Origin of the sequence: Burkholderia lata (assembly GCF_902499335.1) — a bacterium.
GTDB classification, from domain to species: Bacteria; Pseudomonadota; Gammaproteobacteria; order Burkholderiales; family Burkholderiaceae; genus Burkholderia; species Burkholderia lata_B.
The window spans coordinates 197,842-223,470 of the sequence record NZ_CABVQK010000006.1 but is presented as its reverse complement, the minus strand read 5'-3'; the positions used below and the strand labels follow the sequence as shown (position 1 = coordinate 223,470).

At 65.8% G+C, this 25,629-nt stretch carries 29 protein-coding genes and 1 riboswitch; of the genes, 12 read left to right on the top strand and 17 right to left on the bottom strand.

Features of this window, described 5'->3' with window-relative positions; translation table 11 throughout:
- Positions 1-27: 27 nt before the first annotated feature.
- Positions 28-276: a hypothetical protein gene (locus BCO18175_RS16705; protein WP_174915545.1), complete on the top strand. Its 249-nt coding sequence runs from the start codon at positions 28-30 to the stop codon at positions 274-276.
- 35 nt (positions 277-311) lie between these two features.
- Here BCO18175_RS16705 and BCO18175_RS16700 read toward each other — a convergent pair whose 3' ends face one another.
- Genes BCO18175_RS16700 through BCO18175_RS16680 form a run of 5 tightly spaced genes read right to left on the bottom strand, consistent with a single transcriptional unit; the run spans position 312 to position 4,052 of the window.
- The gene (locus BCO18175_RS16700; protein ID WP_174982557.1) at positions 312-1,136 is read right to left on the bottom strand and encodes an SDR family NAD(P)-dependent oxidoreductase; all 825 of its coding nucleotides are present in this window, start codon (positions 1,134-1,136) and stop codon (positions 312-314) included.
- 5 nt (positions 1,137-1,141) lie between these two features.
- On the bottom strand, positions 1,142-2,017 hold the full coding sequence (locus BCO18175_RS16695; protein ID WP_174982555.1) for an SDR family NAD(P)-dependent oxidoreductase: 876 nt from the start codon (positions 2,015-2,017) through the stop codon (positions 1,142-1,144).
- Positions 2,018-2,048: 31 nt separating this feature from the next.
- Positions 2,049-3,041 (bottom strand): NADP-dependent oxidoreductase, encoded by a 993-nt coding sequence (locus BCO18175_RS16690; RefSeq protein ID WP_174982553.1) that lies wholly within the window; start codon positions 3,039-3,041, stop codon positions 2,049-2,051.
- A gap of 44 nt (positions 3,042-3,085) precedes the next feature.
- Complete coding sequence (locus BCO18175_RS16685) at positions 3,086-3,718, bottom strand: Dabb family protein (protein WP_174982551.1); 633 nt, start codon at positions 3,716-3,718, stop codon at positions 3,086-3,088.
- Positions 3,708-4,052, bottom strand: a complete 345-nt coding sequence (locus BCO18175_RS16680) for a hypothetical protein (protein ID WP_174982549.1) — start codon at positions 4,050-4,052, stop codon at positions 3,708-3,710. The genes BCO18175_RS16685 and BCO18175_RS16680 overlap by 11 nt, the downstream gene beginning before the upstream one ends.
- A 167-nt stretch (positions 4,053-4,219) precedes the next feature.
- Between BCO18175_RS16680 and BCO18175_RS16675 the strand changes: the two genes are divergently transcribed.
- The 4 genes from BCO18175_RS16675 (at position 4,220) to BCO18175_RS16660 (ending at position 9,583) form a co-directional block, all read left to right on the top strand.
- On the top strand, positions 4,220-5,257 hold the full coding sequence (locus BCO18175_RS16675; protein ID WP_174982547.1) for a helix-turn-helix transcriptional regulator: 1,038 nt from the start codon (positions 4,220-4,222) through the stop codon (positions 5,255-5,257).
- Between the two features lie 109 nt (positions 5,258-5,366).
- A riboswitch (cobalamin riboswitch) is annotated at positions 5,367-5,559 on the top strand.
- A 342-nt stretch (positions 5,560-5,901) separates the two neighbouring features.
- Positions 5,902-7,830 carry a TonB-dependent receptor domain-containing protein gene (locus BCO18175_RS16670; RefSeq protein WP_174982545.1) on the top strand — a complete coding sequence of 643 codons (1,929 nt, stop codon included), beginning with the start codon at positions 5,902-5,904 and terminating at the stop codon, positions 7,828-7,830.
- Positions 7,831-8,053: 223 nt separating this feature from the next.
- Positions 8,054-8,623, top strand: a complete 570-nt coding sequence (locus BCO18175_RS16665; protein ID WP_174982543.1) for a YdeI/OmpD-associated family protein — start codon at positions 8,054-8,056, stop codon at positions 8,621-8,623.
- Positions 8,624-8,737: 114 nt separating this feature from the next.
- Positions 8,738-9,583, top strand: coding sequence for a GNAT family N-acetyltransferase (locus BCO18175_RS16660; RefSeq protein ID WP_174982541.1), 846 nt, complete (start codon positions 8,738-8,740; stop codon positions 9,581-9,583).
- A 415-nt stretch (positions 9,584-9,998) separates the two neighbouring features.
- Here the strand turns inward: BCO18175_RS16660 and BCO18175_RS16655 are convergent, their stop codons facing one another.
- Positions 9,999-10,676 carry an NUDIX hydrolase gene (locus tag BCO18175_RS16655; protein WP_174982540.1) on the bottom strand — a complete coding sequence of 226 codons (678 nt, stop codon included), beginning with the start codon at positions 10,674-10,676 and terminating at the stop codon, positions 9,999-10,001.
- A gap of 679 nt (positions 10,677-11,355) precedes the next feature.
- Here BCO18175_RS16655 and BCO18175_RS40615 point away from each other — a divergent pair.
- Positions 11,356-11,493: a DUF6331 family protein gene (locus tag BCO18175_RS40615; protein WP_254608100.1), complete on the top strand. Its 138-nt coding sequence runs from the start codon at positions 11,356-11,358 to the stop codon at positions 11,491-11,493.
- Here the strand turns inward: BCO18175_RS40615 and BCO18175_RS16645 are convergent.
- The gene (locus BCO18175_RS16645; protein ID WP_174982536.1) at positions 11,490-12,122 is read right to left on the bottom strand and encodes a LysE family translocator; all 633 of its coding nucleotides are present in this window, start codon (positions 12,120-12,122) and stop codon (positions 11,490-11,492) included. The two genes, BCO18175_RS40615 and BCO18175_RS16645, sit on opposite strands and share 4 nt — an antisense overlap.
- 116 nt (positions 12,123-12,238) lie before the next feature.
- Here BCO18175_RS16645 and BCO18175_RS16640 point away from each other — a divergent pair, with 116 nt between their 5' ends.
- Positions 12,239-12,700, top strand: a complete 462-nt coding sequence (locus BCO18175_RS16640) for an Lrp/AsnC family transcriptional regulator (protein WP_174982534.1) — start codon at positions 12,239-12,241, stop codon at positions 12,698-12,700.
- A gap of 121 nt (positions 12,701-12,821) precedes the next feature.
- Here the strand turns inward: BCO18175_RS16640 and BCO18175_RS16635 are convergent, their stop codons facing one another.
- Positions 12,822-14,123 (bottom strand): collagen-like triple helix repeat-containing protein, encoded by a 1,302-nt coding sequence (locus BCO18175_RS16635; protein WP_174982532.1) that lies wholly within the window; start codon positions 14,121-14,123, stop codon positions 12,822-12,824.
- 362 nt (positions 14,124-14,485) lie between these two features.
- Between BCO18175_RS16635 and BCO18175_RS16630 the strand changes: the two genes are divergently transcribed.
- Positions 14,486-14,950 carry a cupin domain-containing protein gene (locus BCO18175_RS16630; protein WP_174982530.1) on the top strand — a complete coding sequence of 155 codons (465 nt, stop codon included), beginning with the start codon at positions 14,486-14,488 and terminating at the stop codon, positions 14,948-14,950.
- A 96-nt stretch (positions 14,951-15,046) separates the two neighbouring features.
- Here the strand turns inward: BCO18175_RS16630 and BCO18175_RS16625 are convergent, their stop codons facing one another.
- The 3 genes from BCO18175_RS16625 to BCO18175_RS16615 all read right to left on the bottom strand — a co-directional run bounded on the left by BCO18175_RS16625 (position 15,047) and on the right by BCO18175_RS16615 (position 16,969).
- The gene (locus tag BCO18175_RS16625; RefSeq protein WP_174982528.1) at positions 15,047-15,838 is read right to left on the bottom strand and encodes a DUF2182 domain-containing protein; all 792 of its coding nucleotides are present in this window, start codon (positions 15,836-15,838) and stop codon (positions 15,047-15,049) included.
- A complete protein-coding gene (locus tag BCO18175_RS16620) occupies positions 15,835-16,479 on the bottom strand; it encodes a DUF1326 domain-containing protein (protein WP_174982925.1) in 645 nt (214 codons plus the stop codon). The genes BCO18175_RS16625 and BCO18175_RS16620 overlap by 4 nt, the downstream gene beginning before the upstream one ends.
- A 190-nt stretch (positions 16,480-16,669) precedes the next feature.
- A complete protein-coding gene (locus BCO18175_RS16615; protein WP_085037508.1) occupies positions 16,670-16,969 on the bottom strand; it encodes a hypothetical protein in 300 nt (99 codons plus the stop codon).
- On the opposite strand from BCO18175_RS16615, the gene BCO18175_RS16610 reads away from it, so the two are divergent.
- Positions 16,902-17,177 (top strand): hypothetical protein, encoded by a 276-nt coding sequence (locus tag BCO18175_RS16610; protein WP_174982281.1) that lies wholly within the window; start codon positions 16,902-16,904, stop codon positions 17,175-17,177. The two genes, BCO18175_RS16615 and BCO18175_RS16610, sit on opposite strands and share 68 nt — an antisense overlap.
- Before the next feature lie 56 nt (positions 17,178-17,233).
- Here the strand turns inward: BCO18175_RS16610 and BCO18175_RS16605 are convergent, their stop codons facing one another.
- The 6 genes from BCO18175_RS16605 to BCO18175_RS16580 all read right to left on the bottom strand — a co-directional run bounded on the left by BCO18175_RS16605 (position 17,234) and on the right by BCO18175_RS16580 (position 21,564).
- A complete protein-coding gene (locus BCO18175_RS16605; protein WP_174915528.1) occupies positions 17,234-17,482 on the bottom strand; it encodes a hypothetical protein in 249 nt (82 codons plus the stop codon).
- Between the two features lie 109 nt (positions 17,483-17,591).
- Positions 17,592-18,119 carry a transferase hexapeptide repeat family protein gene (locus tag BCO18175_RS16600; RefSeq protein ID WP_174982526.1) on the bottom strand — a complete coding sequence of 176 codons (528 nt, stop codon included), beginning with the start codon at positions 18,117-18,119 and terminating at the stop codon, positions 17,592-17,594.
- A gap of 3 nt (positions 18,120-18,122) precedes the next feature.
- Positions 18,123-19,067: an electron transfer flavoprotein subunit alpha/FixB family protein gene (locus BCO18175_RS16595; protein WP_174982524.1), complete on the bottom strand. Its 945-nt coding sequence runs from the start codon at positions 19,065-19,067 to the stop codon at positions 18,123-18,125.
- Positions 19,068-19,083: 16 nt separating this feature from the next.
- On the bottom strand, positions 19,084-19,833 hold the full coding sequence (locus tag BCO18175_RS16590; RefSeq protein ID WP_174982522.1) for an electron transfer flavoprotein subunit beta/FixA family protein: 750 nt from the start codon (positions 19,831-19,833) through the stop codon (positions 19,084-19,086).
- 38 nt (positions 19,834-19,871) lie between these two features.
- Positions 19,872-20,660 carry an SDR family NAD(P)-dependent oxidoreductase gene (locus BCO18175_RS16585; RefSeq protein WP_174915524.1) on the bottom strand — a complete coding sequence of 263 codons (789 nt, stop codon included), beginning with the start codon at positions 20,658-20,660 and terminating at the stop codon, positions 19,872-19,874.
- A 67-nt stretch (positions 20,661-20,727) separates the two neighbouring features.
- Positions 20,728-21,564 carry an alpha/beta fold hydrolase gene (locus tag BCO18175_RS16580; RefSeq protein WP_174982520.1) on the bottom strand — a complete coding sequence of 279 codons (837 nt, stop codon included), beginning with the start codon at positions 21,562-21,564 and terminating at the stop codon, positions 20,728-20,730.
- A 137-nt stretch (positions 21,565-21,701) separates the two neighbouring features.
- Between BCO18175_RS16580 and BCO18175_RS16575 the strand changes: the two genes are divergently transcribed.
- The 3 genes from BCO18175_RS16575 to BCO18175_RS16565 all read left to right on the top strand — a co-directional run bounded on the left by BCO18175_RS16575 (position 21,702) and on the right by BCO18175_RS16565 (position 25,624).
- Positions 21,702-22,481, top strand: coding sequence for an SDR family oxidoreductase (locus BCO18175_RS16575; RefSeq protein WP_174982518.1), 780 nt, complete (start codon positions 21,702-21,704; stop codon positions 22,479-22,481).
- Between the two features lie 154 nt (positions 22,482-22,635).
- Entirely contained in the window at positions 22,636-24,201 is a 1,566-nt protein-coding gene (locus tag BCO18175_RS16570; RefSeq protein ID WP_174982516.1) for a DUF1302 domain-containing protein, read from the top strand.
- A gap of 40 nt (positions 24,202-24,241) precedes the next feature.
- Positions 24,242-25,624, top strand: a complete 1,383-nt coding sequence (locus tag BCO18175_RS16565; RefSeq protein WP_174970044.1) for a DUF1329 domain-containing protein — start codon at positions 24,242-24,244, stop codon at positions 25,622-25,624.
- Positions 25,625-25,629 lie beyond the last annotated feature (5 nt).

Genomic DNA, 25,629 nt, shown 5'->3' with positions numbered 1-25,629 from the left:
CCCGTAGTCAGTCGTGAAGGAGCCACCATGAAATCGCACGCGATCGTCGCCGCCGCCCTGGCGGCCGCTTCCCTTTCGGCGTTCGCTCAACCGGGCGTGACGTCATCCGGTTTTCCCGCCGCGTCGCCCCACGACGCCGTCGCGCAAGCAACGCACCGCTCACCCGGCGCGTTGCCGCACGCCGGCTTCGTGCTCGCGAAGATCGATCAGAACAATACGCCACCCGATCGCGGCGGCGACCCGAGCGGCCGCACGCATTCCGGTACGCACATGTGACGGTACGCGCCGGGCGCGGCTGCCGCGCCCGGCCCTCAGAACGACGGCAACGACGGATCGCGTGAATCGAGGATGTCGTCGGTGCGCCGCTGCAGCGCGCCGTCGATCGTCTCCGGTTGCGGAATCAGCCAGTAGCGCCCTGCACGGATGCCGTCGAACACCCGCTCGGCGAACGCGTCGGGCGTGAGCCCGTGCGCGTTCAGCATCGAGCGCATCGTGTCGACGAAGCCGCGCACCTCGGGCCGGTCGTGCGCCGCGCCGAACGGATCATTGAAGATGCCCGACTGCACGGGGCCCGGTGCAAGCAACGACACGCCGACCGGCGCACCCAACATCTTCAGTTCTCCATACAGCGATTCGGTCAGCGCAACCACCGCAAATTTCGTCGCCGAGTAAGGCGACATCAGCGGGCTCGGCAGGAACCCGCCGACCGACGCGGTATTCACGACGCGCGCCGGCACGTTGCGTTCGAGCATCCTCGGCACGAAGCTGCGGATCCCGTTCAGCACGCCGTGCACGTTGATCGCGAAGCTGCGCTCGAAGCGTTCCGGCGTGATTTCCCAGGTGAAGCCGGTCGCCATCACGCCCGCGTTGTTGAACAGCAGGTCGACGCCGCCGAAGCGCTGCCAGGCCGCCTCCGCCAGCGCGTCGACGGCTTCCGGCCGGCTGACGTCGGTCGGCACGCACAGGACGTCGGCGTCGAGCGTCGCGGCGAATGCTTCGAGCTTTACCGGGTCGAGATCGGCGAGCACGACGCGCATGCCGAGCCCGGCTGCGTGGCGCGCGAGCCCGCTGCCGATGCCGCTGGCCGCGCCGGTGATCACGGCGGTGCCGCCGTCGAAGCGAATCGAGTTCGTCATATCAATCAGAGTCCTGTCGGGTCGATGTGGGGATGCGCATACGCGGGAATCACCGGCGGCGGCAGCGCCGTGCGGCCGTCGAGCGAGCGCACCGCGAACTGCTGCGCGAGCGGGAAATGCAGGCTGTGCGTGACGAGGCCCGTGCGTTCGCGCGCCGGCAGGCTGCACAGCGCGAGCGCGGTTTCGGCGAGGTAAGCGACGTCCTCGGTCGGATAGCCTTCGGGGATGTAGCGCGCGGCGCCCGGCGTGCGGATCGCCGTGCTCGGCGCGACGAGATTCACCGCGATCCCGTCGGCTTCGAGTTCGGCCGCGAGCCCCTGCGTGAAGCGCGACAGTGCCGCCTTCACCGCCGCATAGACGGTCGCGCCGCCCGCACGCGAGAAATCGTCGAACGGCCGCAGCGGCGGCAGCGCCGTCACCGAGCCGACGTTCACGATCCAGCCGGCGCCGCGTGCGCGCATCAACGGGATCGCGGCTTGTGCCAGCGCGAACGGAATCCGCAGATAGTGTTCGATCGTCGTGTCGAACATCGTCATCGGCATCGCGTCGACGCAGGCGTAGTCGGCCACGCCCGCGTTGTTGACGAGGATGTCGAGGCCGCCGGCCGCCTGCGCCGCGCGCCCGACGAGCGCATCGCGCTCGGCCGCGTTCGACAGGTCGGCCGCAACCGCGATCGCACGGCCGCCGGCCTGCTCGATCAGCGCAACCGTTTCGGCGAGCGTGCCGGCGGTCGTCGCCGATTGCACGAGGCTGCGCGCCGTCACGACGACGGTCGCGCCTTCCGATGCGAGGCGCTGCGCGATCGCACGGCCAATGCCGCGGCTTGCGCCCGTCACGAGCGCGCACTTGCCGGCCAGTACGCCGGTTCGGGTATCGGTCATCGTTGTCTCCTGTGATGTGCGTGCGGGCCGCTCAGCGGGCGATATCCGCAACATGAAGCACCAGCTTCGTTTTCGCCTCGCCCGTTTGAACGAGATCGAGTGCGCGGGCCGCCTGTTCGAGCGGGAAGCGATCGAAACGCGGCACGCGCAGCGTGCGCTGCTCGAGTTGCGTCGCGATCCGGCCGAGCGTGTCGCCGCTCGGCATCCGGCTGTAGGTCATCGCGGTGCGCAGGCCGCGTCGTGCAGCTTCGGCCGCCGTCGCGGCGAGCCGCTCCGCATCGCCGGCCGCGAGCGTCATGATGTTCACCAGCGTGCCGCCCGGCGCCAGCAGGTCGAGCGCATCGGGCAGCGTGTCGCCGCCGACCGCGTCGAGCACGAGGTCGACACCGCCGGGCGCCCATGCGCGCAGCGCCGCGGCGATGTCCTGCGCGCGATAGTCGATGCTGGCCGCCGCGCCCAGCGATTCGACCGTCTCGCGGTTGCGCGCCGAACACGTCGCCGCGACGCGCGCGCCGGCCTGCACCGCGAGCTGGATCGCGAACATGCCGACCGCGCCCGCGCCGCCGTGCACCAGCACGGTCTTGCCCGCCTGCAACCCGCCGTCGTCGAACAGGCCGGCCCACGCGGCAAGCGCGGGCGTCGGCACCGTGGCGGCTTCCGCCAGGCTCACCGCGTCGGGCACGCGCACGACCGAGTCGTGCCGCACGGCCACGTATTCCGCATACGCGCCCCAGCGCCCCGCGCCGACGTCGGTCTGCGCGAACACACGCATGCCGGGCGCGAAACCGTCGACGCCGTCGCCGACCGCTTCGACCACGCCCGCCGCGTCGAAGCCGATCACGAACGGAAACGTGTATTGCATGAATGCGCCGAGGTGGCCTTCGCGGCATTTCCAGTCGGCAGGATTGACGCCTGCGTACGCGACGCGGATCAGCACGTCGCCGGGGCCCGGCGTCGGTGCCGGCACGTCGGCCATCCGGAAAGCGTCGGAATGACCGACGCGATCGATCAACAGGGCTCGCATCTTCGTGTCTCCAGGGTTGTTGTCAGCTTGATGTGTGCGGCGCGTCACGCCGCCGTATCGGCCAGCAGGCTCGACGCGAGCGGACAGAACGCATGCGAGATCGCATCGACCGTCCAGTCGGGGCTTTCGGCATCGAACCGGCGGTCGACCCAGCCCCAGTGATACGGGTGCATCAGGTATTCGCCGAGCAGATCGCCGACGTGCGCGAATTCCTGCTGCCACACGTGCGTCCATGCGTCGGGCGTGTCGATCCGGCTCAGTCGCCAGTTACGGATGCCGGGCATGAACGCGGGCATCTGCAGCAATTCGCGTTCGAGCGCGGCGATCTGCGCCGCGCTGGCCTGCGGGCGCACGCGCAACATCAGCGTGCGCCACACGCCGTCGCGCAGCGCCGGATCGCGCAGGCCGCCGCCGATCGCACGGCATCCGGCGCCGTCGATGCGCTCGATGCCCGGCAATTGCGCCAGCGCGGCGAAATTCCCCGTGCGGTCGGCCGCCGACTCGTCGCGCAGCACGTCGAGCGTGTAGTCGCCCGCGCCCCAACTGCCGTCCAGATTGCGTGCCAGTGCCACGCGTTTCGTGCCGGCCAGCGCGTGCGCGGCTTCGTGCAGCGCACGTTCGATGGCACCGGCGTTGCAATCCGCCGACACGAATACCTGTGCCGTGTCATGCCGCATGGTCGACCTCCGTCAGCGCGGGCAGCGGCGCATCGGCGTCCGTCATCACATGGCGGCGGCGCACGTCGCACAGCGCGTCGACGGCCATCCAGAAGCCGACCACGCCGGCATCCGTCAGCGCACGCATCCGGTAGTAGGACAGCGCGTCGGCCACGTGCCAGGTCAGCCACAGCGTGCTCGGCTGCCCCGGCACCGCGACGGGCGGCGACACCCAGCGGCCGGCCGCCGTCAGCCCGCGTGCCGCGTGGCCCGGCAGGTAACGGTCGCGCAGCAGTGCAAGCACGTCGGGAATGCGCTCGGGCGCGAGCGTGATTTCGTCTACGATCTGGATCATTCGCGTGTCGTCCGTGGTCGTTCGTAACAGGGATGCGCGGCCGGCCTACGCCGTTCCGGCGAGGCCGAAGGCGGTCGGCGTGGATAGCATTCTTGCGTGGTGACGGTCAGCAGACCCCTACCGGCTCGCTCACCGGCCCCTGTCGCAACGATCAGATCGGGAAACACATGAAACAGCGCGCCATGCCGGCCCGCGGCCGCGTCCTGCCGGGCCTCGGCGCGCGCCTGCTGAGCGAACTCACGCGCAGCGGCGCGCCGCCTGCCGACCGCGATGCGCAGCCGCCGCAACCGGCAGCGACGCCGGGCGATTTCGTCGCGCTGTACCGCGACGCGATCGAGCGGCTCGAGGCGCAGGTCGCGCGCGGCGACGGGCACCCGCCGATGCGCAAGCGAGAAGTCGACCTGATGTGCCGCTGCCTGTTGAGCTGCGCGACACTGGCCGACGCCATCCGCTGCGCGCGCGAATTCTGCGAGATGCTGACGCCGCGCGCCGGTGCGCTGTCGCTCGCCGTGCGCGACGGGCGCGCGACGTTCCGGATGGATTCGCTGCGCCGCACGCGCAGTCCGGCCGCGTGCCTCGTCGACCTGACGGGGTTGTTCTGCTATCTGCAGCTGTTCGGCTGGCTGATCGGGCAGCCGCTGCGGCCGAGCGACGTATGGCTCGGTCATCCGCGCCGCGACGACGCGATGCCGCTGCTCGGGTTGTTCAATGCGCCGGTGGAGGTGGGCCGCAAGACCTACGGCTTCGCGTTCGATGCGACGCGGCTCGAGTGCCGCGTGATCCGGCAGCCGGCCGAGCTCGACGCGTTTCTCGTCGATTTTCCGTTTCGTCTGATCGATGCGGCGCCGGCCGTCGTGTCGTGGGCGCAGCAAGTGCGCGGTTTTCTCGATGCGGCGCTCGCGCACGAGCAGGCGTTGCCGGCGCTCGCGGATCTGGCCGCGTGGCTGGGCGTGAGCGAGGCGACGTTGCGGCGGCGGCTGGTGGCCGAAGGAAGCGGTTATCACGTGCTGCGGGAGCAGTGTCTCGCCGAGGCCGCGCAACGCTGGCTGCGCGAGTCGGACTGGCCGGTCGCGCGGATTGCCGCGCATCTCGGGTTCGGCGGCGAGGAGGCGTTTCGCCGCGCGTTCGTCAGGTGGACGGGTGTCGCGCCGAGCCGGTTCAGGCGCGATCGCATGGCCGCGAACACCCCGTTTCGTCAGACATGAAACGCGGTACCGACGCATGAAAGAAAGGATTTCGAAAGTTTTTGCTCGCCGGTGACGTTTTTTCGCATCCCCGCGCAGCCGGACAATTGACGCGCCCGAGCGCACGCCATTACCCTTGCGCGCTGATGGTTCCCAGGGATGGGATCAAAAGGGAACGCAGGAGAGGCCACGCCTCGAATCTGCGGCTGCCCCCGCAACTGTGAGCGGCGAATCCGTGCCACCGCATGCCACTGGGAAACCGGGAAGGCCGGCACGAATCACGACCCGCGAGCCAGGAGACCTGCCATCGACCCGAGGTCCAAGCAGCCGCACCGGGCGGGGTGTCCCGGAGCGCCAAGCACCGCCGTTGGCGGTCGCCCGTTGCATGGACGGCCCGACCTCAGGATCCGCCCGATGTCCACTGTTACCGCATCCGCTTCCGCACCGGAAGCGCCGCGCCGGCACGCCGCCGGCATGCACGGCCCGCCCGCTCGCGCGCGTCGTTCCCTATCGATCGCGTCCGCCGGCATGCGCTGCGCCGACGCTGGCGACACCGGCCCGCTCGGTCCGGTCGCCCGATAACCCGATCACCGATAACAAGTCCGGCGCTGCCCGCCGCCCGCTCACGATCGCCGCATGCGCAGCCCGACGACAACGACAGCCTCATGAAGATTCGACACCTCCTAGCCACGTCCGCCGCGACCGCGCTCCTCTCGCCCCTCGCCCACGCCGCCGGCGACACCGCGGCTTCGCAATCGGCCCCGGCCGCCGAAGGCGCCGACCTGCCGACGATCAATGTGACCGACACGCGGCGACTGCCCGAGTCGTTCGACCAGCGCTATGCGACGACCCAGGTGCTCACGCGCACCGATCTCGACCGGCTGTCGCCGAGCGACCCGAGCATCACGCAGGCGCTCGCGACGCTGCCCGGCGTGACCGTCTCGCAGAACGGCGGACCCGGTTCGTCGGCGTCGGTCAGCATCCGCGGCTCGTCGGCCAGCCAGGTCGCCGTGTTCATCGACGGCATCCGGATCGGCTCGCCGACCACCGGCATCGCGCCATGGGCCGACCTGCCGACCGAAGCGTTCGAACGGGTGGAAGTGATTTCGGGGCCGGCCGCCGCGTCGTTCGGCGCCAATGCGATGGGCGGCGTCGTGCAGCTCTTCACGCGCCGCGCGGCCAACCAGCCGAACCAGACCACCGTGTCGTTCGGCGGCGGATCGAACAAGACGTTCGACACGCAGCTCCGCACGTCGGGCACGGTGCCGTCGACCGGGCCGCTCGCCGCACTCGGCGGGCTCACCTACTCGCTCGGCCTGCACTCGTACAACACGGCCGGTATCGACTCGACGCGCCCCGTGTTGCCGTACCACGAGGATGGCCGCAATCCGTACCATGCGCAGGATCTCGATGCGCGCCTCGGCTACGCGCGCGACAACTGGTCGGTCTCGACGTTCGCGCTGTATCACCGGTCCGATCTGTCCTACGACAACAGCGGCTATGCGAACCGTCAGCTCGATCATCAACTGACGACCGGTATCGCGTTCCACCTCGACATCACGCCCGATACGCAGTTCGACCAGTCCTTCGGTTATTCGAACGATCGCCAGTTCCTCTATGCGAGCAATCCGGCCATCCCGACCGACCAGATCAATTCGCAGCGCATCAGCACGTCGACGTCGCTGACGCATCAGGAGCGCGGATTCCATCTGTTCGGGCTGCCGCTGTCGGGTGAAACCAAGCTCGCTTACGACTTCACGCGCGAGCAGGCGTTCCTGCCGATCGACAATCCGGGCGGCGTGCCGACCCGCAACGATTCCGCGTTCTCGCTGCATCAATCGGCGACGCTCGGCAGCGTGACGATGTTCCTCGCGGGGCGTCATGAAATCATCGCCGGGCAGTCGGTGAATACGGGCAACGCAGCGCTGGCGTGGGCGATCACGCCTGTTTATACGGCGCGCGTGTCGTACGGCAATGCGTTCAAGCTGCCGTCGTTCAACGACCTGTACTACCCCGGCTACGGGAATCCGAATCTCCGCCCGGAACGCAACACGTCGGTCGAGGCTGCGCTCGATGCGAACACGTCTTACGGCACGTTCTCGGCCGCGATCTACGACACGCGCGTCACCAACCTGATCGCATACAACCCGGCGACGTTCTCGCCGATGAACATCGGCCGCGCGCATATTCGCGGCATCGACCTGTCGTACAAGGGGACGATCGGCCGCTCGACGCCGGTGAGCCTCGCGATCGGGATCCTGAATCCGCAGGACAAGACCAACGACACGTGGCTCAACCGCCGGCCGCGCCAGACGGTCAGCCTCAACATCGATCACACGTGGGATGAGTTGCACCTGCATGCGTTGAGCACGGGGGCATCGCTGCTTTACGGCGGCACGACGTTCGACGATCCGGCGAACTCGACCTATCTGCCGTCGTATCTGACGGTGGGCCTGCGCGCGTCGTACCGGATCAATTCGCACCTGACGGTGTCGGCAACGGTGTCGAATCTGTTCGATCGGCAGTACATGACCGCGTATGGGTACAACACACTCGGGCGGACGGCGTTCGGGAAGGTGAGTTATACGTTCTGATTTGGGATGGGGAGGCCTTGGCGCAGGGTGTGGTCAGGCCTCCCTTTGGAAAAGGGCGCCACTGGATTGTTGAAACGGGTGATTCCGACCCTAACCAGGCAAAGTGCGAGTGGCTACCGAAGGGCCGGTCTTTGGTTCCGCCACGGACGTTGATGTCAGTATCGACGCTGTTAGACTGCGGACGCCTTCCCCGCACATCTAGTCAACCATTCAGGACCGTGACATGACCGAATGCGCGCTAACCTTTACCAGTCAGATCGAATGGGAAAGCTGGTTAGGGCAAAACGGCACCACTTCGACCGGAGCATGGCTGCGTCTGGCGAAAAAAAGCACCTGCCAGCGCACCGTCACCTACGAACAGGCGCTGGAAAGCGCCCTCTGCTATGGCTGGATCGATGGTCAAAAGCGGGCTGAGAACGAGCAATACTGGTTACAGCGCTTCACCCCGCGCTCCGCAAAAAGCATCTGGTCCCAACTCAACAAAGACAGGGCTGAAGCACTGATTGCCTCAGGCAGAATGCGCCCGCCCGGCATGGGCGAAGTCGAGAAAGCCAGGAAGGACGGCCGCTGGCAGGCCGCTTATACGTCGGCAAGCAATTCGACCGTGCCGGACGACCTGCAGGCCGCTTTGGACGCCAATCCGGGCGCTAGGAAGTTTTTCGCAACGCTGAACAGCCGTAACCGCTATGCCATTCTGTTTCGGGTACAGAATGCCAAAAAGCCGGAAACACGGGCGCGTAAAATCGGGGAATTCATCGACATGCTGAACCGTGGCGAAACCATCCATCCCTAGATTTTTCGCTGACGGAGAGGTTGCCAAACTGGGCATATAACCCGTCATGGCCGCTTCGGGTCGGCAGCCGGTAACGCAACGCGCGCTCTCGAGCGCAGCGACTGAGGGTGAACCATGGATCAAGGCGGAGACTTCATCGTACGCACCATGTCGGCCGACGAGGTCGCCATGTCGGTCGAATGGGCGGCTGCGGAAGGCTGGAATCCCGGCCTGCACGATCCATCCTGTTTCAGGGAAGCAGACCCGGCCGGGTTCTTCGTCGGCGTCTGGCGCGGCGAACCGGTCGCGTGCCTCTCCGCTGTCGCCTACGACGAACGCTTCGGCTTCATCGGCCTCTACATCGTCAAACCCGGGTTTCGCGGCCAAGGCTTCGGCATGCGAATCTGGCAACACGGCATGCGTTACCTCGGCGACCGCAACATCGGGCTCGATGGTGTCCTGGCCCAGCAGGCGAACTACAGGAAGTCCGGGTTCGCGCTCGCGTACCGCAACATCCGCTATCAGGGGCGCGTGGACGGCATCGGATGCGCGCACGCGGCGGCAGCGGCCGACGTGCCGTTCGAGCAGTTGCTTGCCTACGATCGCGAGTGCTTTCCGTCGGCACGCGAGCGTTTCGTGTCCACCTGGATCGCGCAACCGGATGCCGTTGCGCTCGCAACGGTCGACGGCGGCCGTGTCGCCGGATACGGTGTCGTGCGCCGCTGCAAGGCGAGCTGCAAGATCGGCCCGCTGTTCGCCGACGACGCAGGCGTTGCCACCGGGCTGTTTCGCGCGCTCGCGGCACGCATGCCCGGCGAGGTCGTCGTGCTCGACGTGCCGGAAACGAACCCCGCGGCCGTCGCGCTGGCGGAGCGCCACGGCATGACGAGCGTGTTCGAAACCGCACGGATGTACACGAAAGAAGCGCCGGCGATTGCGATCGACCGCGTGTTCGGGGTGACGTCGTTTGAACTCGGGTGATCGTCACGGGCATCGCGGATGCTGGGATGGCGGCGGAGCGCGCTTCGATCTGGATCACGGGACTGCTTTCGCCGTTGTCCGGCACACGGATGAATGGCGGCTCGTGGCCAACCGCCGCCCGACGAGACAGGAAGTGTTGGCCCCGAGCCAAGGTTCGCCGTGCGCTGGAGCCGCCGTTTCGGCCATACGTCGGCGTTGCCACTCAACCTCATTTGCTCCCGGTAGGCGAGCCCCTTGGATTACCGCCTTCCAGCCGTTGCCGACTCTGGTCGCTCCTCGCACTTTCGCCGTTGAATCCGGTTTTTTGTGAAACCGCCCCCGGTTACAGCGTTTACCCGGACATCAACAGCTGCTTTACGTTAGCCCGATTCCGCCTGTGCCAATAACGAAATAGCGCACCGCCCAAATCGATCACCTACTCTTTCAGACCAAAAATATCAACTCGCAGGTATTTGAGGACGTGATAATACCAATTTATGGCACTATTGCTTTCCCACTTTTTGATTTTGTCCCATGTCGCTTGATCCGCGATATTCCAGCACTCGACCCTTTCCAGCTCATTATCCACCGGCCATGGAGAAATATTATTTTTCCGAACAAACTCAATAACCTGATCGTATTTCGTGTATTTCTTGCTCTTTATTTCCGCAATAATTCTTTTTGAATTTGGAAGCGATTTTTGAGATATTTCGTCAACCACCTTCCGCACATCCCCAAGATCCGCACGGAAATACACTCCCGAGTAGGCTCCGCCTTCAAATGATTTGACTATATCCTTGTAAAATCCCGTACTCTGCGGCAAGTCCACTCCAGTCTCTTCCCGAAATTCACGCCGGGCACATGCCCTGGGATTGTTCTCTTTATCTCCTCCTCCGGGCAACGCATTCAATCCCGGGCCTTTTGAAGGAGGAAGTTTATATCCATTATAATAAACGGACCCCGTACCTCCACTTAAAAAATAGTACGATTCCATAACCTTCGTCGCCACGAGAAATTTACGATCGTTATCGTATAGAACTGCGTAAGCAGACGGCGTCGACACCGCGAGAGACGGCTCACCCTCTTCGCGCACAGCTTGCTGGTCAGAAGACATGATGATTTCCCATATTTAAGTTAAATAATATGCCATCCAGCCCACCACTATCCTGATGGGCAATTACGCCACCTTTGACGCGCAAATAATTTAAACGATCAACAACTTTATTTCTCCGACAGGAATAAGCTTGAGCACAACGCACGAAAGTCTGCACACGTCATGAATATCTGATCTCGCTCGCATCGTCCATTACACTCAATTACACATTGGCAACGCAATCATATTGAGCAATTAGGACGTAAATGAATTGGCTAACAAAACTGCATATCATTCAACTAATGCGATCGTCTCCATAACATGCAGTCTGGCGACCAGGGGAGGCGAACGTGTCGTTCACTGCGGCGGCGATCCTGATCTCCCTGCTGGCCAGATGGCACGCCAGCCCGATCACGTCGAACGGCGCCGCCGCACACATGCGGACGAGATTCCGCGCCGTGTGATCGTGCTCGACCGCAGCGTACTGGCTAGCGATCGCGCAATCGGCGGCCGCGACCTTGCCGGCCGGTACCGTGCCGTTTATCGATGCACTGGGGGCAGACTTGTCGCCGGATATTGCGGCATCGGCGCGTTTGTTTTCTGACCGGAAGAAATGGCATCTGCGATGAGCACGTAGGAACGCGATGCGCTGGCGCGACTCGCCGACGATCTGCTGTCGGTTCAGCGTTCGATCGACGCGTTGCCATCCGATCTCGTCGTCAGCACACGAATGAACCAGTATTTCCGGAAAGCGGTCGTGCTCGAGTTGCTCGCGCATATCCGGACGACGATCGATGCCATCCGGTCGCAACGCGATACGTGCGGCGCATCGACCTAGATGACACCGCGCACGCCCGCGACCACCTGAATCACGCCGAATACCGCGATGACTGCGGCCGACACGCGCGACAGCCCATGCATGAACGCGAACGACATCTTCGTGCGCAGCGCGGCGGTCGTACCGCTCAGGCACAGCCACCATGTCGCGGAGCCGATGAACACACCGGCGACCATCAACGTCACGGCCGGCCACATCGCCCCTTGCCGCGCCCCCGACAGCGGCCCAAGCGCCGCGAAGATCCCGACGAACGACAGGATCGTCATCGGGTTCGACAGCGTCAGGCCGAACGTCGTCACGAAATCGCGCAGGACGGTCGTGCGCGGCAGGTCGCGCTGCGCCGTCGACGCGGCCGGCGCCTGGCGCGCGATGGTCCACGCCAGCCACACGAGAAACGCGCCGCCACCGATTTTCAGGCCGACGGTCAGCATCGGGAATGCCGTGACGATACCCGCGATGCCGAGCGCACCGAGCAGGCCGTAGATCGCATCGGCGCATGCGGCGCCGACGCCCGTCGCGAATCCCGCCTGAAAACCGCGGCTCAGGCTGCGCTGGATGCACAGCATGCCGATCGGCCCGACCGGCACCGCGATCGACAGCCCCATCACGACGGATTTGATGAACAGCATCGCCTGCTCCTTGCGAGATGCAACGGGTGGAACAGGCATCGTAGGGAAAGTCCCGTCATCGCTGAATGCGGTTTTTAAGGAAAAATAGCTACTCCACCTTAAAAATTCCCGCCTCGATGGACGATCTGGACTGGAAGGTACTGTCGCTGTTGCAGGCCAACGGCCGCATCAGCTACACGGAACTGGCGCGCCAGGTGCACCTGTCGGTGCCGGCGGTGACGGAGCGCGTGAAGCGCCTAGAGTCGGCCGGCGTCGTCGAGGGCTACACGGCCCGGATCAATCCTGTCGCGGCCGGCTATCCGGTCAGCGCGCTGATCGGCATCACGGTGTCGCAACCGGCGAAAGCGAAATTCCTCCGGTTGCTGGAGACGATTCCCGAAGTCGTCGAATGCCATCACGTGACGGGCGCGGACTCGTACATGCTGCGGCTCGCCGCGATCAGCATGACCCATCTCGAACAACTGATCGAACGCATCAACCTGTACGGCGAAACACGCACGTCGATCGTGATGTCGACGCCGCTGCCCGCACGCGGATTGGCGCGGCCGCCATCGCAACGCAACGTCATTCGCGATTGACGCATCGAGAGGCCCCGTCGATCCGCTTCCCGCAGGAGATCATCCAGCCATTCCGGTCGGCGGTAACCGGAGGCCGAGGTTCGCTTGGCCGGTTACCGCCGTGACGATCGGAATCGATCGGCTACTTGCCGGCCAAGCCGCCAAGCAGGCCGCCCACCAGCCCCGTAATGGGCGCGAGCGGATTGGAGAGCCCGCCCAACGGTGAACCGCCGCCCGTGCCGGTCGCGGAACCGTTGTGGACGGTCGCCGGAATGCCGCCGACCACGCTCGTCACCAGGCCGGCGACCGGCACCGCACCGTTCGCGCCGCCCGGGTTCACGAGGCCGCCCGCATTGGTCACGGTGTTGCCGACCGCGCGCACGAGTTCGCCGACGCCGCCGACCAGCGGCTGGGGCGACGTGGACGTCACCTTCCATCCCGCCGACGTGATCGCGCCGCCGATCTGCCCGAGCAGGCCCGCGACGGGCTGACCGAGGCCGCTCGCCGTGCCGACCTGCTGCGTGACCTGGCCGACGGTCGTCACGAGCGGTGTAATCGCCGTGCTGATCGCCTGAGTCGCCTGCTGGACCGGGCCCGACGAAAGGGCCGAGCCGAGCATGGTGCCGCCCGTCTTGATGCCGCCGGCCACGGTGTCGAGCAGGCCACCGACCGGTGTCGTGAGCGGCGCCAACGGCGACAGCGGGCCGGCGCCGAGCGCCTTTACGGTATCGCTGAGGCCAGTGACCGGATTGCTGACCGAGCCGACGATGGAGCCCAGCCCGGCGACCGTCGTGCCGACGGGGTTCGCCGTGAAGCCGGTTTGGCCGATGCCGTTGCTCACGGCGTTCGTCGTGTCGCGGATGATCGTGCCCGCGCCCGTGACCGTGTTGCCGAGACCGGTGGTCACGCCCTTGCCCACTGGTGGGCTCACGCCGCTGATCGTGACGCCGGCGTCCATGACGACCGCGCCGACGGAGCTGATGATGCCGTTCGTGCCAGGGGTGCCGCTGGTTCCGCTCGTACCGCCGGTTCCGCTTGTGCCACTGGTTCCACTCGTGCCACTGGTTCCACTCGTGCCACTGGTTCCACTCGTGCCACTGGTTCCACTCGTGCCACTGGTTCCGCTCGTACCGCTGGTCCCACTCGTACCGCTGGTCCCACTCGTGCCGCTGGTTCCGCTCGTGCCGCTGGTTCCACTCGTGCCACTGGTTCCGCTCGTGCCGCTGGTTCCGCTCGTGCCACTGGTTCCACTCGTGCCACTGGTTCCGCTCGTGCCACTGGTTCCGCTCGTGCCACTGGTTCCGCTCGTGCCACTCGTACTCGTTCCGATGTTGTTACCACTCGGCTTTGGCGCCGCAACATCGCTGCCGCCACACGCAGCCAGTGCGCAAGCCGCGGCAATGGCAGCGAGCGCAACGTTCGCCTTGATGAAATGATTTTGCATGGAAGCCCCCGTTCGCTTTTCAGCTCGATCATCCCGACAAGCATCTATCGTGCCATTGCGATCGGCATCCCCGACGGCTACACACCCATGCCAGACTGCCGCGCCCCGACGGCCGTCCGTGGCGCGACGCACTGCATCCGTGCCCGACCTCGCAGCGCCGATCAAGCCTTGCGGCCCGGGTAACGCGTGCGTAACGCGAGCCCTGCGTTACGTAGCATCGCGTGGCGAAAGACGCAGCCCTGCCCCTGTCGCCATCTTTCAGGCACGCGTAACGATGCTGCCACCAGCCCCAGCCCCCCATAATTCACACTCGCCGCACCACTGCCGCCCCGATTCCCGGACAGGAAAGGACAGGAACGACAATGAACACCCCGCGTGAAGTGCTGAAAGCCGCCGACATCGCGGCGATGGAACCGGAACATTCCGTTCATCCGTTGAACGAGAATGCCGTCCGCCTGAAGCAGTCGCTTGGCGACGCAACCGGGCTGACGCAACTCGGCTTCCATCTGATGACCTTGATGCCCGGGCACGAATCCACCGAATACCACCGGCATCTCTACGCGGAAGAATGCGTCTACGTCCTTTCGGGAACCGGCGAAGCAATCGTCGACGGCCAAACCTGTGCGATCGGCCCGGGCGACTTCATGGGATTTCCGCGCGGAGGCGCCGCGCACACGATGCTGAATACCGGAGATCTGCCGCTGGTCTATCTCGTGGCGGGCGACCGGCCGGAACACGACGTGTGCGACTATCCGAAGCTCGGCAAGCGGCTGTACAAGGCGGGCGCCGACAAGGTCTTCGTGAATCTCGGCACCGCCCCTGAGTGATACACCGGCATCGCTCGACGCAAGACCGGCCGCAGCCAGCCGTCACACGTACACAGCGATTCCTCATGTCCGCGCCGGCTTGCCCATTACAGGCCGTCACACGATCAACGTCACGCCGGCCCAAGCAATCAGCACGACGCCCAGCGCACGCCCGATGCGTTCACCGCCGGGCAGGATCTTTTCCGCGAACACGAAGAACGACAGCACAGCGATCCACACGACATTCATCACGCCGCCGACGAACAGCAGCGCCATCAGCAACCAGCAGCAGCCCACGCAATACATGCCGTGCCGCGTGCCAAGCAGAAAACTGCCCGCGACGCCCGGACGCCAGTGCGCGACCAGGAACCCGGCCGGCGCCCGGCATTGCCGAAGGCACGCGCGTTTCAGCGACGAGAATTGATAGAGCCCGGCGAGCGCCAGCACGATCGCGGAAAGGACGGCGCTCTTCGACCACAGCATCATCGCGGAGATCAGCCCGGCCGGCTGCAGCATCGCCTGAACCAACGCAGCGCCGATCGAGAAGGCGAGCCATGCGGCCAGGTAGCCCGCCAGCAGCGACACCGACGTGAACGTCGAACCCGCCCCGTCCGCGCCGTGCTGCCGCAATACCCGCCGGTACAGCATCACGAGCGGCGCCGCGCTGGGCGTCATCATCGCGATCATCATCACCCACCACATCACGATCACGGCCGGCAGCGACGGATCCATGCTGCCCATCGCGTCCGTCAGGCGATGCGGAAAGAGCGCGACGGTGGTCATCTCCAGCGCCGACATGCCGGTTCCCGCCCCCGTCCAAAGATAGAACCAGCACAGGCCGACGAGCGCTGCCATGCCGAGCAGCGTGATGACGCGCTCGCGCCCGAGCCAGTGGTCGACGGGAGTCATGCCGCGACGCGATGCCGGACCACCCCGTGGTTGTTCAGGTGCAGTCGCGCGAACTGCGCATAGGTGCCGTCGAGCGTCAGCGGAATGTGGCCTTGCGAGCGCGATGTACCGGAGCCGATCTCGGCCAGCTCGTATTCGAAACCGTGCGGCAGGTCGATCCGTGCGCGATGCTCGGCACCCGTCACCGGATTGCGGATGGGATCGCCCGCGAGATCGAACACGCCGTCGACGTGAATCCGGCCACGCCGCGCATCGACATCGACGTCGAAATCGATCTTCGCGAAGATCGGATCGAACGCCTGCTCGAGCGTCGCCGCGTAGACCGAAAACATCGTCGCAAACGGATCGGTATCCTGACCAGTCATGATCTTCAGCACCGCCTCGCGCTGCGCCGGGCTGGCGCGCTCGTCGACGATCGGCTGGCACCGGCCCCGGCCCTCGTGGACCGCCCCGGGCCACTCGAACACGACCGCAATCCTGACGCCGTCGAGCACCACGTCGCCGTAGTGGCCGCTGTCGATCGAAATCGCCCCCATCGCCGCGCAATTGCCGTTGGTCGGCAGCGCATTGAACTGGCACGGGCAACCGTATGAGCAATTGCAATTCATCAATTCGGTGCCCTGAATCTCCCACGGCGTCATGGTTTCACCTCGCGCTCGGTTGCACATGAATGTTTCGAATCTAGTGCACCGCACTGGGGAAATCAAAGCCGTCATGGCGGCCCGAATCGACGCATGAAAACCGTCCGTCGAGCGCTCGCGGAAGACGTTTCGACACGCTCGTGCAAGACCGCACCGGCGGACGTCGGCTCATGCGAATCCTGCACGGATCTCACACGACCAGCGACGCGACGATCGCACACCACAACGCACTTGCACCGCACAGAAACACGCGCCGCGCGACGAACATCCGCGACTCGTCGTCGGGTGTCTTCATCGGCGATGTGGCGAGAAACGGCACGCTGACGAGGCACGCGAACCCGGCCAGCGCCGGCAGGATCACGATGTAGTCGCCGAACCGCCAAGGCAGCGGCTCGTGCCAGCCCCAGTAGCCGAGAAACAGCATGCCCATCGAAAACATCGTCGCGGCGGCCGAACTGAGCGCGACCACCGATCCCGTCGGAAATTGCATGGGAGCCTCCCCTCGCGCGGCGTGCGCGACGCCGGATCATTATCCCGGCACGGAAGGAAAAAGCACAACGACAGCCGATGGCGGCGGATGGGTGACGAGTGCCGGTGTCCGCGCCGACCATCGCGTCGACAGACCGGAATCCGGCCCCGTTGCTCCCGCGGCGCGGGAATCCGGAAGCGGCATTGACGATTGCGGCGATGCCGCATGAATGATCGTTGTCACGGATTGACAGCAATCGGTTTCAGGTGAAGGAAATGGCCGCCGTCAACCCGGCTTCTTCGCGGCCTGCATGACGGAAATCCAGCCCACCACCGCCGCGGCGACCCAGCAGCAGGCGATCATCAGGTCAAGATCCATCCAGCCTTCGAAATTCGTGCTGTTCTCGAAACTGCAACGCTGATGGCCCCTGACCCACACGCAGCCACTGATGAACTGCTCGATGTGCATGTAAACGCTGTAGACGGCAAAAGCCGACGCAATGACTGTGAGCCGCAAAAGGACGTTCTTTTTCATGTGACGCGGGTGCCGGTGGGAAAGCCTGTGCCGATCTTACGGCAACGGCAACCCGCCCGGCAATCCGTCGCTTCCTGAGCCGCCCGGATGCCGGTTGTTCACCTGCTGCTCACCCGTCGATCCGCCTGATCGTCCTCAGGCAGTCCGCCGCCAACTGCTGATAGATCCGCGTGCCGTTCGCCTTCGCTTCGATCTCCGCGTCGCTCAGCCGCCGCACGACGCGCCCCGGCATGCCCGCGAGCAGCACGCCGCGCGGCACGTCGTAGCCGGCCTTCACGAACGCGCACGCGGCGACGATCGTCGTGGCGCCGATCGTCGCGCCATCCATCACGACCGCATTCATCCCGATCATCGTGTCGGGTTCGAGCGTCGCGCCATGCACGATCGCGCCGTGGCCGATGTGGCTGTTGACGCCGAGCCGGCACGTCTCGCCGATCCCGACATGCAGCACGCAGCCGTCCTGCACGTTGCTGCCGTCTTCGACGACGATCGCGCCGAAGTCGCCGCGCAGGCTCGCATGCGGGCCGATGTAGCAGCGCGCGCCGATCGTCACGTCGCCGATCACGACCGCGCTCGGATCGACATACGCGGACGGATCGACGCGCGGCCGCATCCCGTTGAACTCGAACAGCGGCATCGGTCAGAGCGCCGCGGCCGCTTCCGGCACGAGCGTGAACAGGTCGCCGACGAGGCCGTAGTCGGCCACGCTGAAGATCGGCGCCTCCGGATCCTTGTTGATCGCGACGATCACCTTCGAATCCTTCATGCCGGCCAGGTGCTGAATCGCACCCGAGATACCGACCGCGATGTACAGCTGCGGCGCGACGATCTTGCCGGTCTGGCCGACCTGGTAGTCGTTCGGCACGTAGCCGGCGTCGACTGCGGCGCGCGAGGCGCCGAGCGCCGCTTGAAGCTTGTCGGCCAGCGGCTCCAGCACCAACGCGAAGTTCTCGCCGCTGCCCAAGCCGCGACCGCCCGACACGACGATGCTTGCGCTCGTGAGTTCCGGACGGTCCAGCTTCGTCACTTCACGGCTCACGAACTGCGACTTGCCGGCATCGGCTGCCGCTTCGATCTTCTCGACCGCCGCGCTGCCGCCTTCGGCCGCCACCGGATCGAAACCCGTCGCACGTACCGTGATCACCTTGACCGGATCGCCCGACTGCACCGTCGCGATCGCATTGCCCGCATAGATCGGGCGCTCGAACGTATCGGCCGACACCACCGCCGTGATCTCGGAGATCTGTGCGACATCCAGCTTCGCGGCAATGCGCGGCGCGATGTTCTTGCCGTAGGCCGTAGCCGGCACAACGATGTGCGAGTAGCCGTTCGCGACGCTCATCACCGTCGCTTCGACGTTCTCGGCCAGACCGTCGGCCAGCTGCGGCGCATCGGCCAGCAGCACCTTCGACACACCGGCAATCTTCGCCGCTGCGTCGGCCGCCGCCTGCGCGTCGTGTCCCGCGACCAGCACATGAACGTCGCCGCCGCCCGCAGCATTAAGCGCCTGCGCGGCAGCGACGGCATTCAGTGTCACGGCCTTGATCGACGCGTTGCCGTGTTCCGCAATCACCAGAATCGTCATTTCCTTGCGTTCCCTGTTACAGCACCTTGGCTTCGGTCTTCAACTTCGCGACCAGCGTCTGCACGTCCGGCACCTTCACGCCGGCCGCGCGCTTCGGCGGCTCGTTCACGTTGAGCACCTTCAGGCGCGGCGTCACATCCACGCCGAGGTCGTCGGGCTTCACGACGTCCAGCGGCTTCTTCTTGGCCTTCATGATGTTCGGCAGCGTCACGTAACGCGGCTCGTTCAGGCGCAGGTCGGTGGTGATGACGGCGGGCAGTTGAAGCGACAGCGTCTCCGCGCCGCCGTCGACTTCGCGTGCAACCGTCGCACGGCCGTCGGCCACCACCACCTTCGATGCGAACGTCGCTTGCGGCAAACCCGCCAGCGCCGCCAGCATCTGGCCCGTCTGATTCGAATCGTCGTCGATCGCCTGCTTGCCGAGAATCACCAGTTGCGGCTGCTCCCTGTCGACCAGCGCCTTCAGCACCTTCGCGACGCCGAGCGGCTCGACGCCTTCATTCGATTCGACGAGGATCGCGCGATCCGCGCCGATCGCGAGCGCCGTGCGCAGCGTTTCCTGCGCCTGCGCGACGCCGACCGACACGGCAATCACTTCGGTCACGACGCCGGCCTCCTTCAACCGCACGGCCTCTTCCACCGCGATCTCGTCGAACGGGTTCATCGACATCTTCACGTTCGCGATGTCGACGCCCGTCCGGTCGGATTTCACGCCGACCTTCACGTTCGCGTCGACCACGCGCTTTACTGCCACGAGCGCTTTCAACTGCCTGTCTCCTGTTCCGTTGCGTGCGCCGCGTCGCGTCAGCGCGCGGTAAATCCGCCGTCGATCACGAGCTCCGCGCCCGTCACGTAGCGGCCTGCCGGCGACACGAGATACAGGATGCCCGCCGCGATATCGCGCGGGCTGCCGATCTTCGCCATCGGCACGGTGGTCTGCATGTACTCGAAGGCCCGATCGGGGTCCTGCCCCATCTGGCGGAATGCTTCCTCGAGCATCGGCGTGCGGATATAGCCGGGATGCACCGAGTTCGCACGGATGTTCTTCGCCGCGTACAGCATCGCGTCGACCTTCGCCATCATCCGTACCGCGGCCTTCGACGCGTGATACGCGGGCACGTCGGGCCCGCCGACGATCCCGTACATCGACGACAGGTTCACGATCGAGCCGCCGCCGGCCGCGTCGATATGCGGAATCGCGGCACGCGTGCACAGGAACACGCCATTGACGTTCACGTCCTGCACGCGCTGCCACTGCGCGAGCGTGAGCTCGTGCGTCGGCACGTTGTGGCCTTCGATGCCCGCGTTGTTCACGAGCACGTCGAGGCGCCCGAAGCGCGCGACGATCTCGCCGAACACGCGCGCCACATCGGCCTCGTGCGTCACGTCGAGCGACCAGAACGCGGCCTGGCCGCCCTGCGCGCGGATTTCCTCGACCAGCGCTTCCGCCGGTTGCGACAGCACGTCGAGAATCGCGACGCTCGCGCCGGCGGCAGCCAGCGTGCGCGCGGTCTCCGCGCCGATGCCCCGTGCACCGCCGGTGATCGCGGCCACCTTGCCGCGCAGGTCGAACAGGTCTTCGATGAGTTTCATGTCGTCTCCATGGTTTTGTTCAGACGGGCTCGCCCGCATCGGGGCCAGCCCTCAAGGGCATCTGGCGTTATCGCGTATTCCGCGTCGCAAGAAAATCGAGGCATTCCCGATTGAAATAGTCGGCGTGTTCCACCATCACCCAGTGGCCGCACCGGTTCATCAGCACGAAGCGCGCGTCGCGGCAGCGTTCGAGGAACTTCAGCGCGCCGCCGACCGGATTGAAGCGGTCGTCCGTGCCCCAGAAACCGAGCACCGGGGTACGCAGGTCGCCGAGCGCGCCGGTCAGGTTCGGCACGCTCATCGTCGACAGCACTTCGGTCGGCTGTTCGGCGCACACCTTCATCCGCTCCGCGACCAGCGCGTCGGTGACGATCGCCGGGTCGTGCACGAGCAGCGTCAGCAACTCGCGCATCGTGTCGTCATTCATCTGGCGATTGGTGAACAGCTTCACCATCCGCTGGATGCCTTCCATCCGGAAATAGGTGTCGCGATCCTCGACGCCGCCCGGCGCCATCATGATCAGCCCGTCGACTTCGTCCGGATAATCGAGCGCGTACTTCAGCGCGATCGCGCCGCCGAGCGAGTTGCCGAGCAGCACGGCCGGCCCGATGCCGAGCGCGGTCAGCTGCGCATGCAGCGCGCCGACGAAGAAATCGAGCGTATAGGCGACGTCGGACGGCTTCGACGACTGCCCGTAACCGGGCAGGTCGACGACGATCGCGCGATAGCCGGCCGCCGCGAAGGCGGGCACGTTGTGCTTGAAATTGCTGAAACCGCTGGCGCCCGGGCCGCTGCCGTGGATGAACACCACGGGCCGGCCTGCGCCCGCCTCGTAGTGGTGCAGGCGCAGGCCGCCCGGCACGTCGGTAAAGATGCCGGCCGGCGGCGTCGTGGGGATCGTCATCGCGGATTGTCTCCTTCGTCGTTCGATGGATGTCTGCCACGATGATTGCGCCGCCGGCGCTGGCCGGCATCATCCTTTCAGACTACGAAGCCGCGCGCGCTTCTTCCTATCATCGGCCCACCGAAACGGAGGCAACGATGAACGGATTCGACTACAGCGGCAAGACGGTGCTCGTGACGGGCGGCACCAAGGGCATCGGGCGGCGCATCGCCGAACGGTTTCTCGCGGCGGGGGCGCGTGTGTTCGTCTGCGGACGCAGCGCACCCGACACGCCGGCTTCGGCCGGCGGCCGCACGGCGACATTCGTCGCGGCCGACCTGCGCGACATCGAACAGGTCGACGCAATGCTCGCGACGATCCGCGATGCGGCGGGCGGCCTCGACGTGCTCGTCAACAACGCGGGCGGCTCGCCGTTCGCGCTCGCGGCCGATGCGTCGCCGCGCTTCACCGAATCGATCGTGCGGCTGAACCTGATCGCGCCGCTGCAGCTCGCGCAGCGCGTGAACGCGATCATGCAGCCGCAGCCTGACGGCGGCGTGATGCTGTTCATCGCGAGCGTCAGTGCATCGCGGCCCTCGCCCGGCACGGCCGCGTACGGCGCCGCGAAAGCGGGCCTCATCAACGCGGTCACGTCGCTCGCGGTCGAGTGGGCGCCGCGCGTGCGCGTGTGCGCGATCAGCCCGAGCCTCGTGCAGACGGAATCGGCTACCGAAGGCCACTACGGCGATGACGATGCGCTCGACGCGATCCGCGCGACGATTCCCGCCGGACGGCTCGCGACACCCGACGACGTTGCCTCTGCGTGCCTGTTCCTCGCATCGCCCGAAGCGTCGTACACGTCGGGGGCGAACCTGCGGCTCGACGGCGGCGGCGAGCGGCCCGCGTTCCTGGCGGCCGCGCAGGCGGTTGCGCGCTGATGCGCACATGGCAAACGGTACGGCACGAATCGTTGCCAGTCCTAGGGAAGTCATCTAGTTCATTTTGACGATTCCCTGCTACCGCGATCTCCCTACTCTGCCTCTCACGACAACACACAGTCGACCGTCGTCGATACCCCCAAGAGGAGACACCATGCATCAACGGATTTCGCGCCGTACCGACAAGCGGGCAACCGCCACGCTGTCGACGCTGGCCGCCGCGCTGCTGACGTGCGCCGTGCCCAGCGCACACGCAGGCAGCACGATCGAGCTGGGCGCCGACACGACGCTGGACTACACGTTCACGCTCAGCTACGGCCTCGGCATGCGTACGCGTGCACCGAGCGGCAATCTCCTCACGCCGGCGAACATCAACGGCGACGACGGCGACCGCAACTTCGCGAAGAACAAGCTGATCGAGAACCAGGTCAGCCTGCTCGGCGAAGTGAACCTGAAGCACGACGACTGGGGCGTGTTCGTGCGTGCCGACACGTTCTACGACCAGGCGTATCACCGCCCGAACTACAACGATGCGCCGGGCACCGTGAACCAGTCGGGCCAGTACAACAACTTCACGAGCGACGCGCGCTACTGGTCGGGCGGCCACACGACGCTGCTGGCCGCGTATGCGTACAACACGTTCCACATCGGCTCGACGAGCCTGAACGTGAAGGTCGGCGACCAGGTCGTCGCGTGGGGTGAAAGCCTGTTCTTCCCGAACATCGCGGGTGCGCAAGGGCCTGCCGACGCGACCAAGTCGTACATGGCCGGCGCCGAGGTGAAGGACATCCTGCTGCCGGTGCCGCAGATCTCGACGCAGTGGCAGATCACGCCGAACTTCAGCCTGCTCGGCTACTACCAGTTCTCGTACCAGCAGAACCGCCTGACCGCACCCGGCACGTACTGGAGCTACTCCGACGTCACGGGCCCCGGCGCGCAGTTCATCATCGGCCCGGGCGGAATGATCATTCCGCGCGGCCCCGACGACAAGCCGAGCGCCCGCAACCAGTGGGGTATAGGCGCACGTTTTCGCGTACTCGGCGACACCGAGCTCGGCCTGTACCACCTGCACTACAACGACATGAACCCGAGCGTCGTCACGACGTACTTCCCGACGCTCCAGTACCAGCAAAAGTATTTCAGCAACATCAAGCTGACCGGCGCGAGCTTCTCGACGCAGGTCGGCCCCGTGAACGTCGCGGGCGAAGTGTCGTACCGCCAGGGCGCGGCCGTGCTCGTCAACACGCCGACGGGCCTGCAGTCGACCCGCGCGAACGTGCTGCAGACCAACCTGTCCGGCATCTACTCGATCGGGCCGAGCTTCCTCGCGAATTCGCAGTCGCTGATCGGCGAACTCACGTACGTGCATGCGGGCAGCATCTCGGAGCTCGACGGCTCGACCACGCTCGCGAATTCGCGCAACGCGCTCGCGATGGAGATCGCGTGGACGCTCAGCTACAAGAACGTGTTCAACGGCTGGGATCTCGACGTGCCGCTGACCTATACGCACGACCTGACGGGCACGTCGCCGCTCGCCGGCGCGCTCGGCTCGCTGACGGGCCAGGGCGACCACCGCGTGACGGCCGGCGTGACCTTCACGCGCCTGAGCAACCTGCAACTGTCGCTCGTCTACGCGAAGTTCCTCGGATCGCCGAACCCGGTTACGCGCCCGCTCGCGGATCGCGACTACGTGCTGGCCACGGCGACCTACCACTTCTGAGCGGCCCAGCCGCTCGTCATTCAGCACTATGAGGACCGATATGAAACGCATTCATCTCCCCCTCCTGCGCGCGTCGGTGATGGCCGCGTGCGCGGTCGTCGCGACGGCGTCGTTCCCGAAGGTCACGCCGGACGACCTGAAGGCACTCGACGGCCCGCTGACGCCGATGGGCGCGGTGCGCGCCGCGAGCAAGGACAGCGGCGTGCCCGAGTGGTCGGGCAAGTGGCTCGGCACGCCGCCGGACGTGCAGTACAAGCGCGGCAGCCGCTACCCCGATCCGTTCGCGAGCGACAAGCCGGTCGCGACGATCACCGCGGAAAACATGGCGCAGTACGCCGAGCACCTGACCGACGGCCAGAAGGCGATGTTCAAGCGCTACCCGGCCACGTTCAAGATCAATGTCTACCCGAGCCATCGCGACTTCCGCTACGGAGATTCCGTCTACAAGGACATCCGTGCGTACGCGCCGGATTCGACGATGACGTCCGACGCGAACGGCCTCACGAACGCGCCGCCGACGGTGCCCTACCCGATCCCGAAGACCGCCGCCGAGCTACTGTGGAACCAGCGCTTCTCGTCGGCGATCGGCGCCGAGCAGGCGACCTACGATCAGGCGGTCGTGTACTCGGACGGCAACATCGCGTGGGGCAAGGTGCGCTACGATATCTACTCGCCGCGCAACTCCGGCAAGTTCGACGTGAAGAGCGACGCGAACAACCGCACGTACTACCGCAACGCGACGGAGTTGCCGCTGTCCGACCGCGGCTCGCTGATCGTCGGCTTCACGAACTGGGACAAGGCCGGCGCGGACAACTCGTCGCGCACGTGGATGTACAACCCCGGCACGCGCCGCGTGCGCCAGGCGCCCGAATACGGCTATGACCAGCCGCAGGGCCCGGGCGGCTTCCGCACCGTCGACGACGACCGCCTGTACAACGGCCCCGGCGACCGCTACGACTGGAAGATCGTCGGCAAGCGCGAAATCTACGTGCCGTACGACAACTACAAGGCGATGGACAGCTCGGTGAAGTACGCCGACCTGCTGACCAAGGGCCACGAGAACCCGTCGTACCTCCGCTACGAGCTGCATCGCGTGTGGGTGCTGCAGGCGACGCTGAAGAGCAACTACCGTCACCAGTATGCGAAGCGCGTGCTGTATATCGACGAGGATTCGTGGATGACGCTGCTCGCCGACAACTACGATGCGCGCGGCCAGCTGTGGCGCACCAACGTCGCGACGACGCTGTATGCGTATGACGCGAAGGTGTTCTACCCGGGCGTCGTTTTCTATCACGACCTGATCTCCGGCGCGTACATGGCCGACCGCCTGACGAACGAAGGCCCGATGCCGAAGCTCGACAACAGCCCGCAGTTCAACGAGGCGTACTTCTCGCCGGACGCGATCCGCAGTTCGGGTAACTAAGCAAC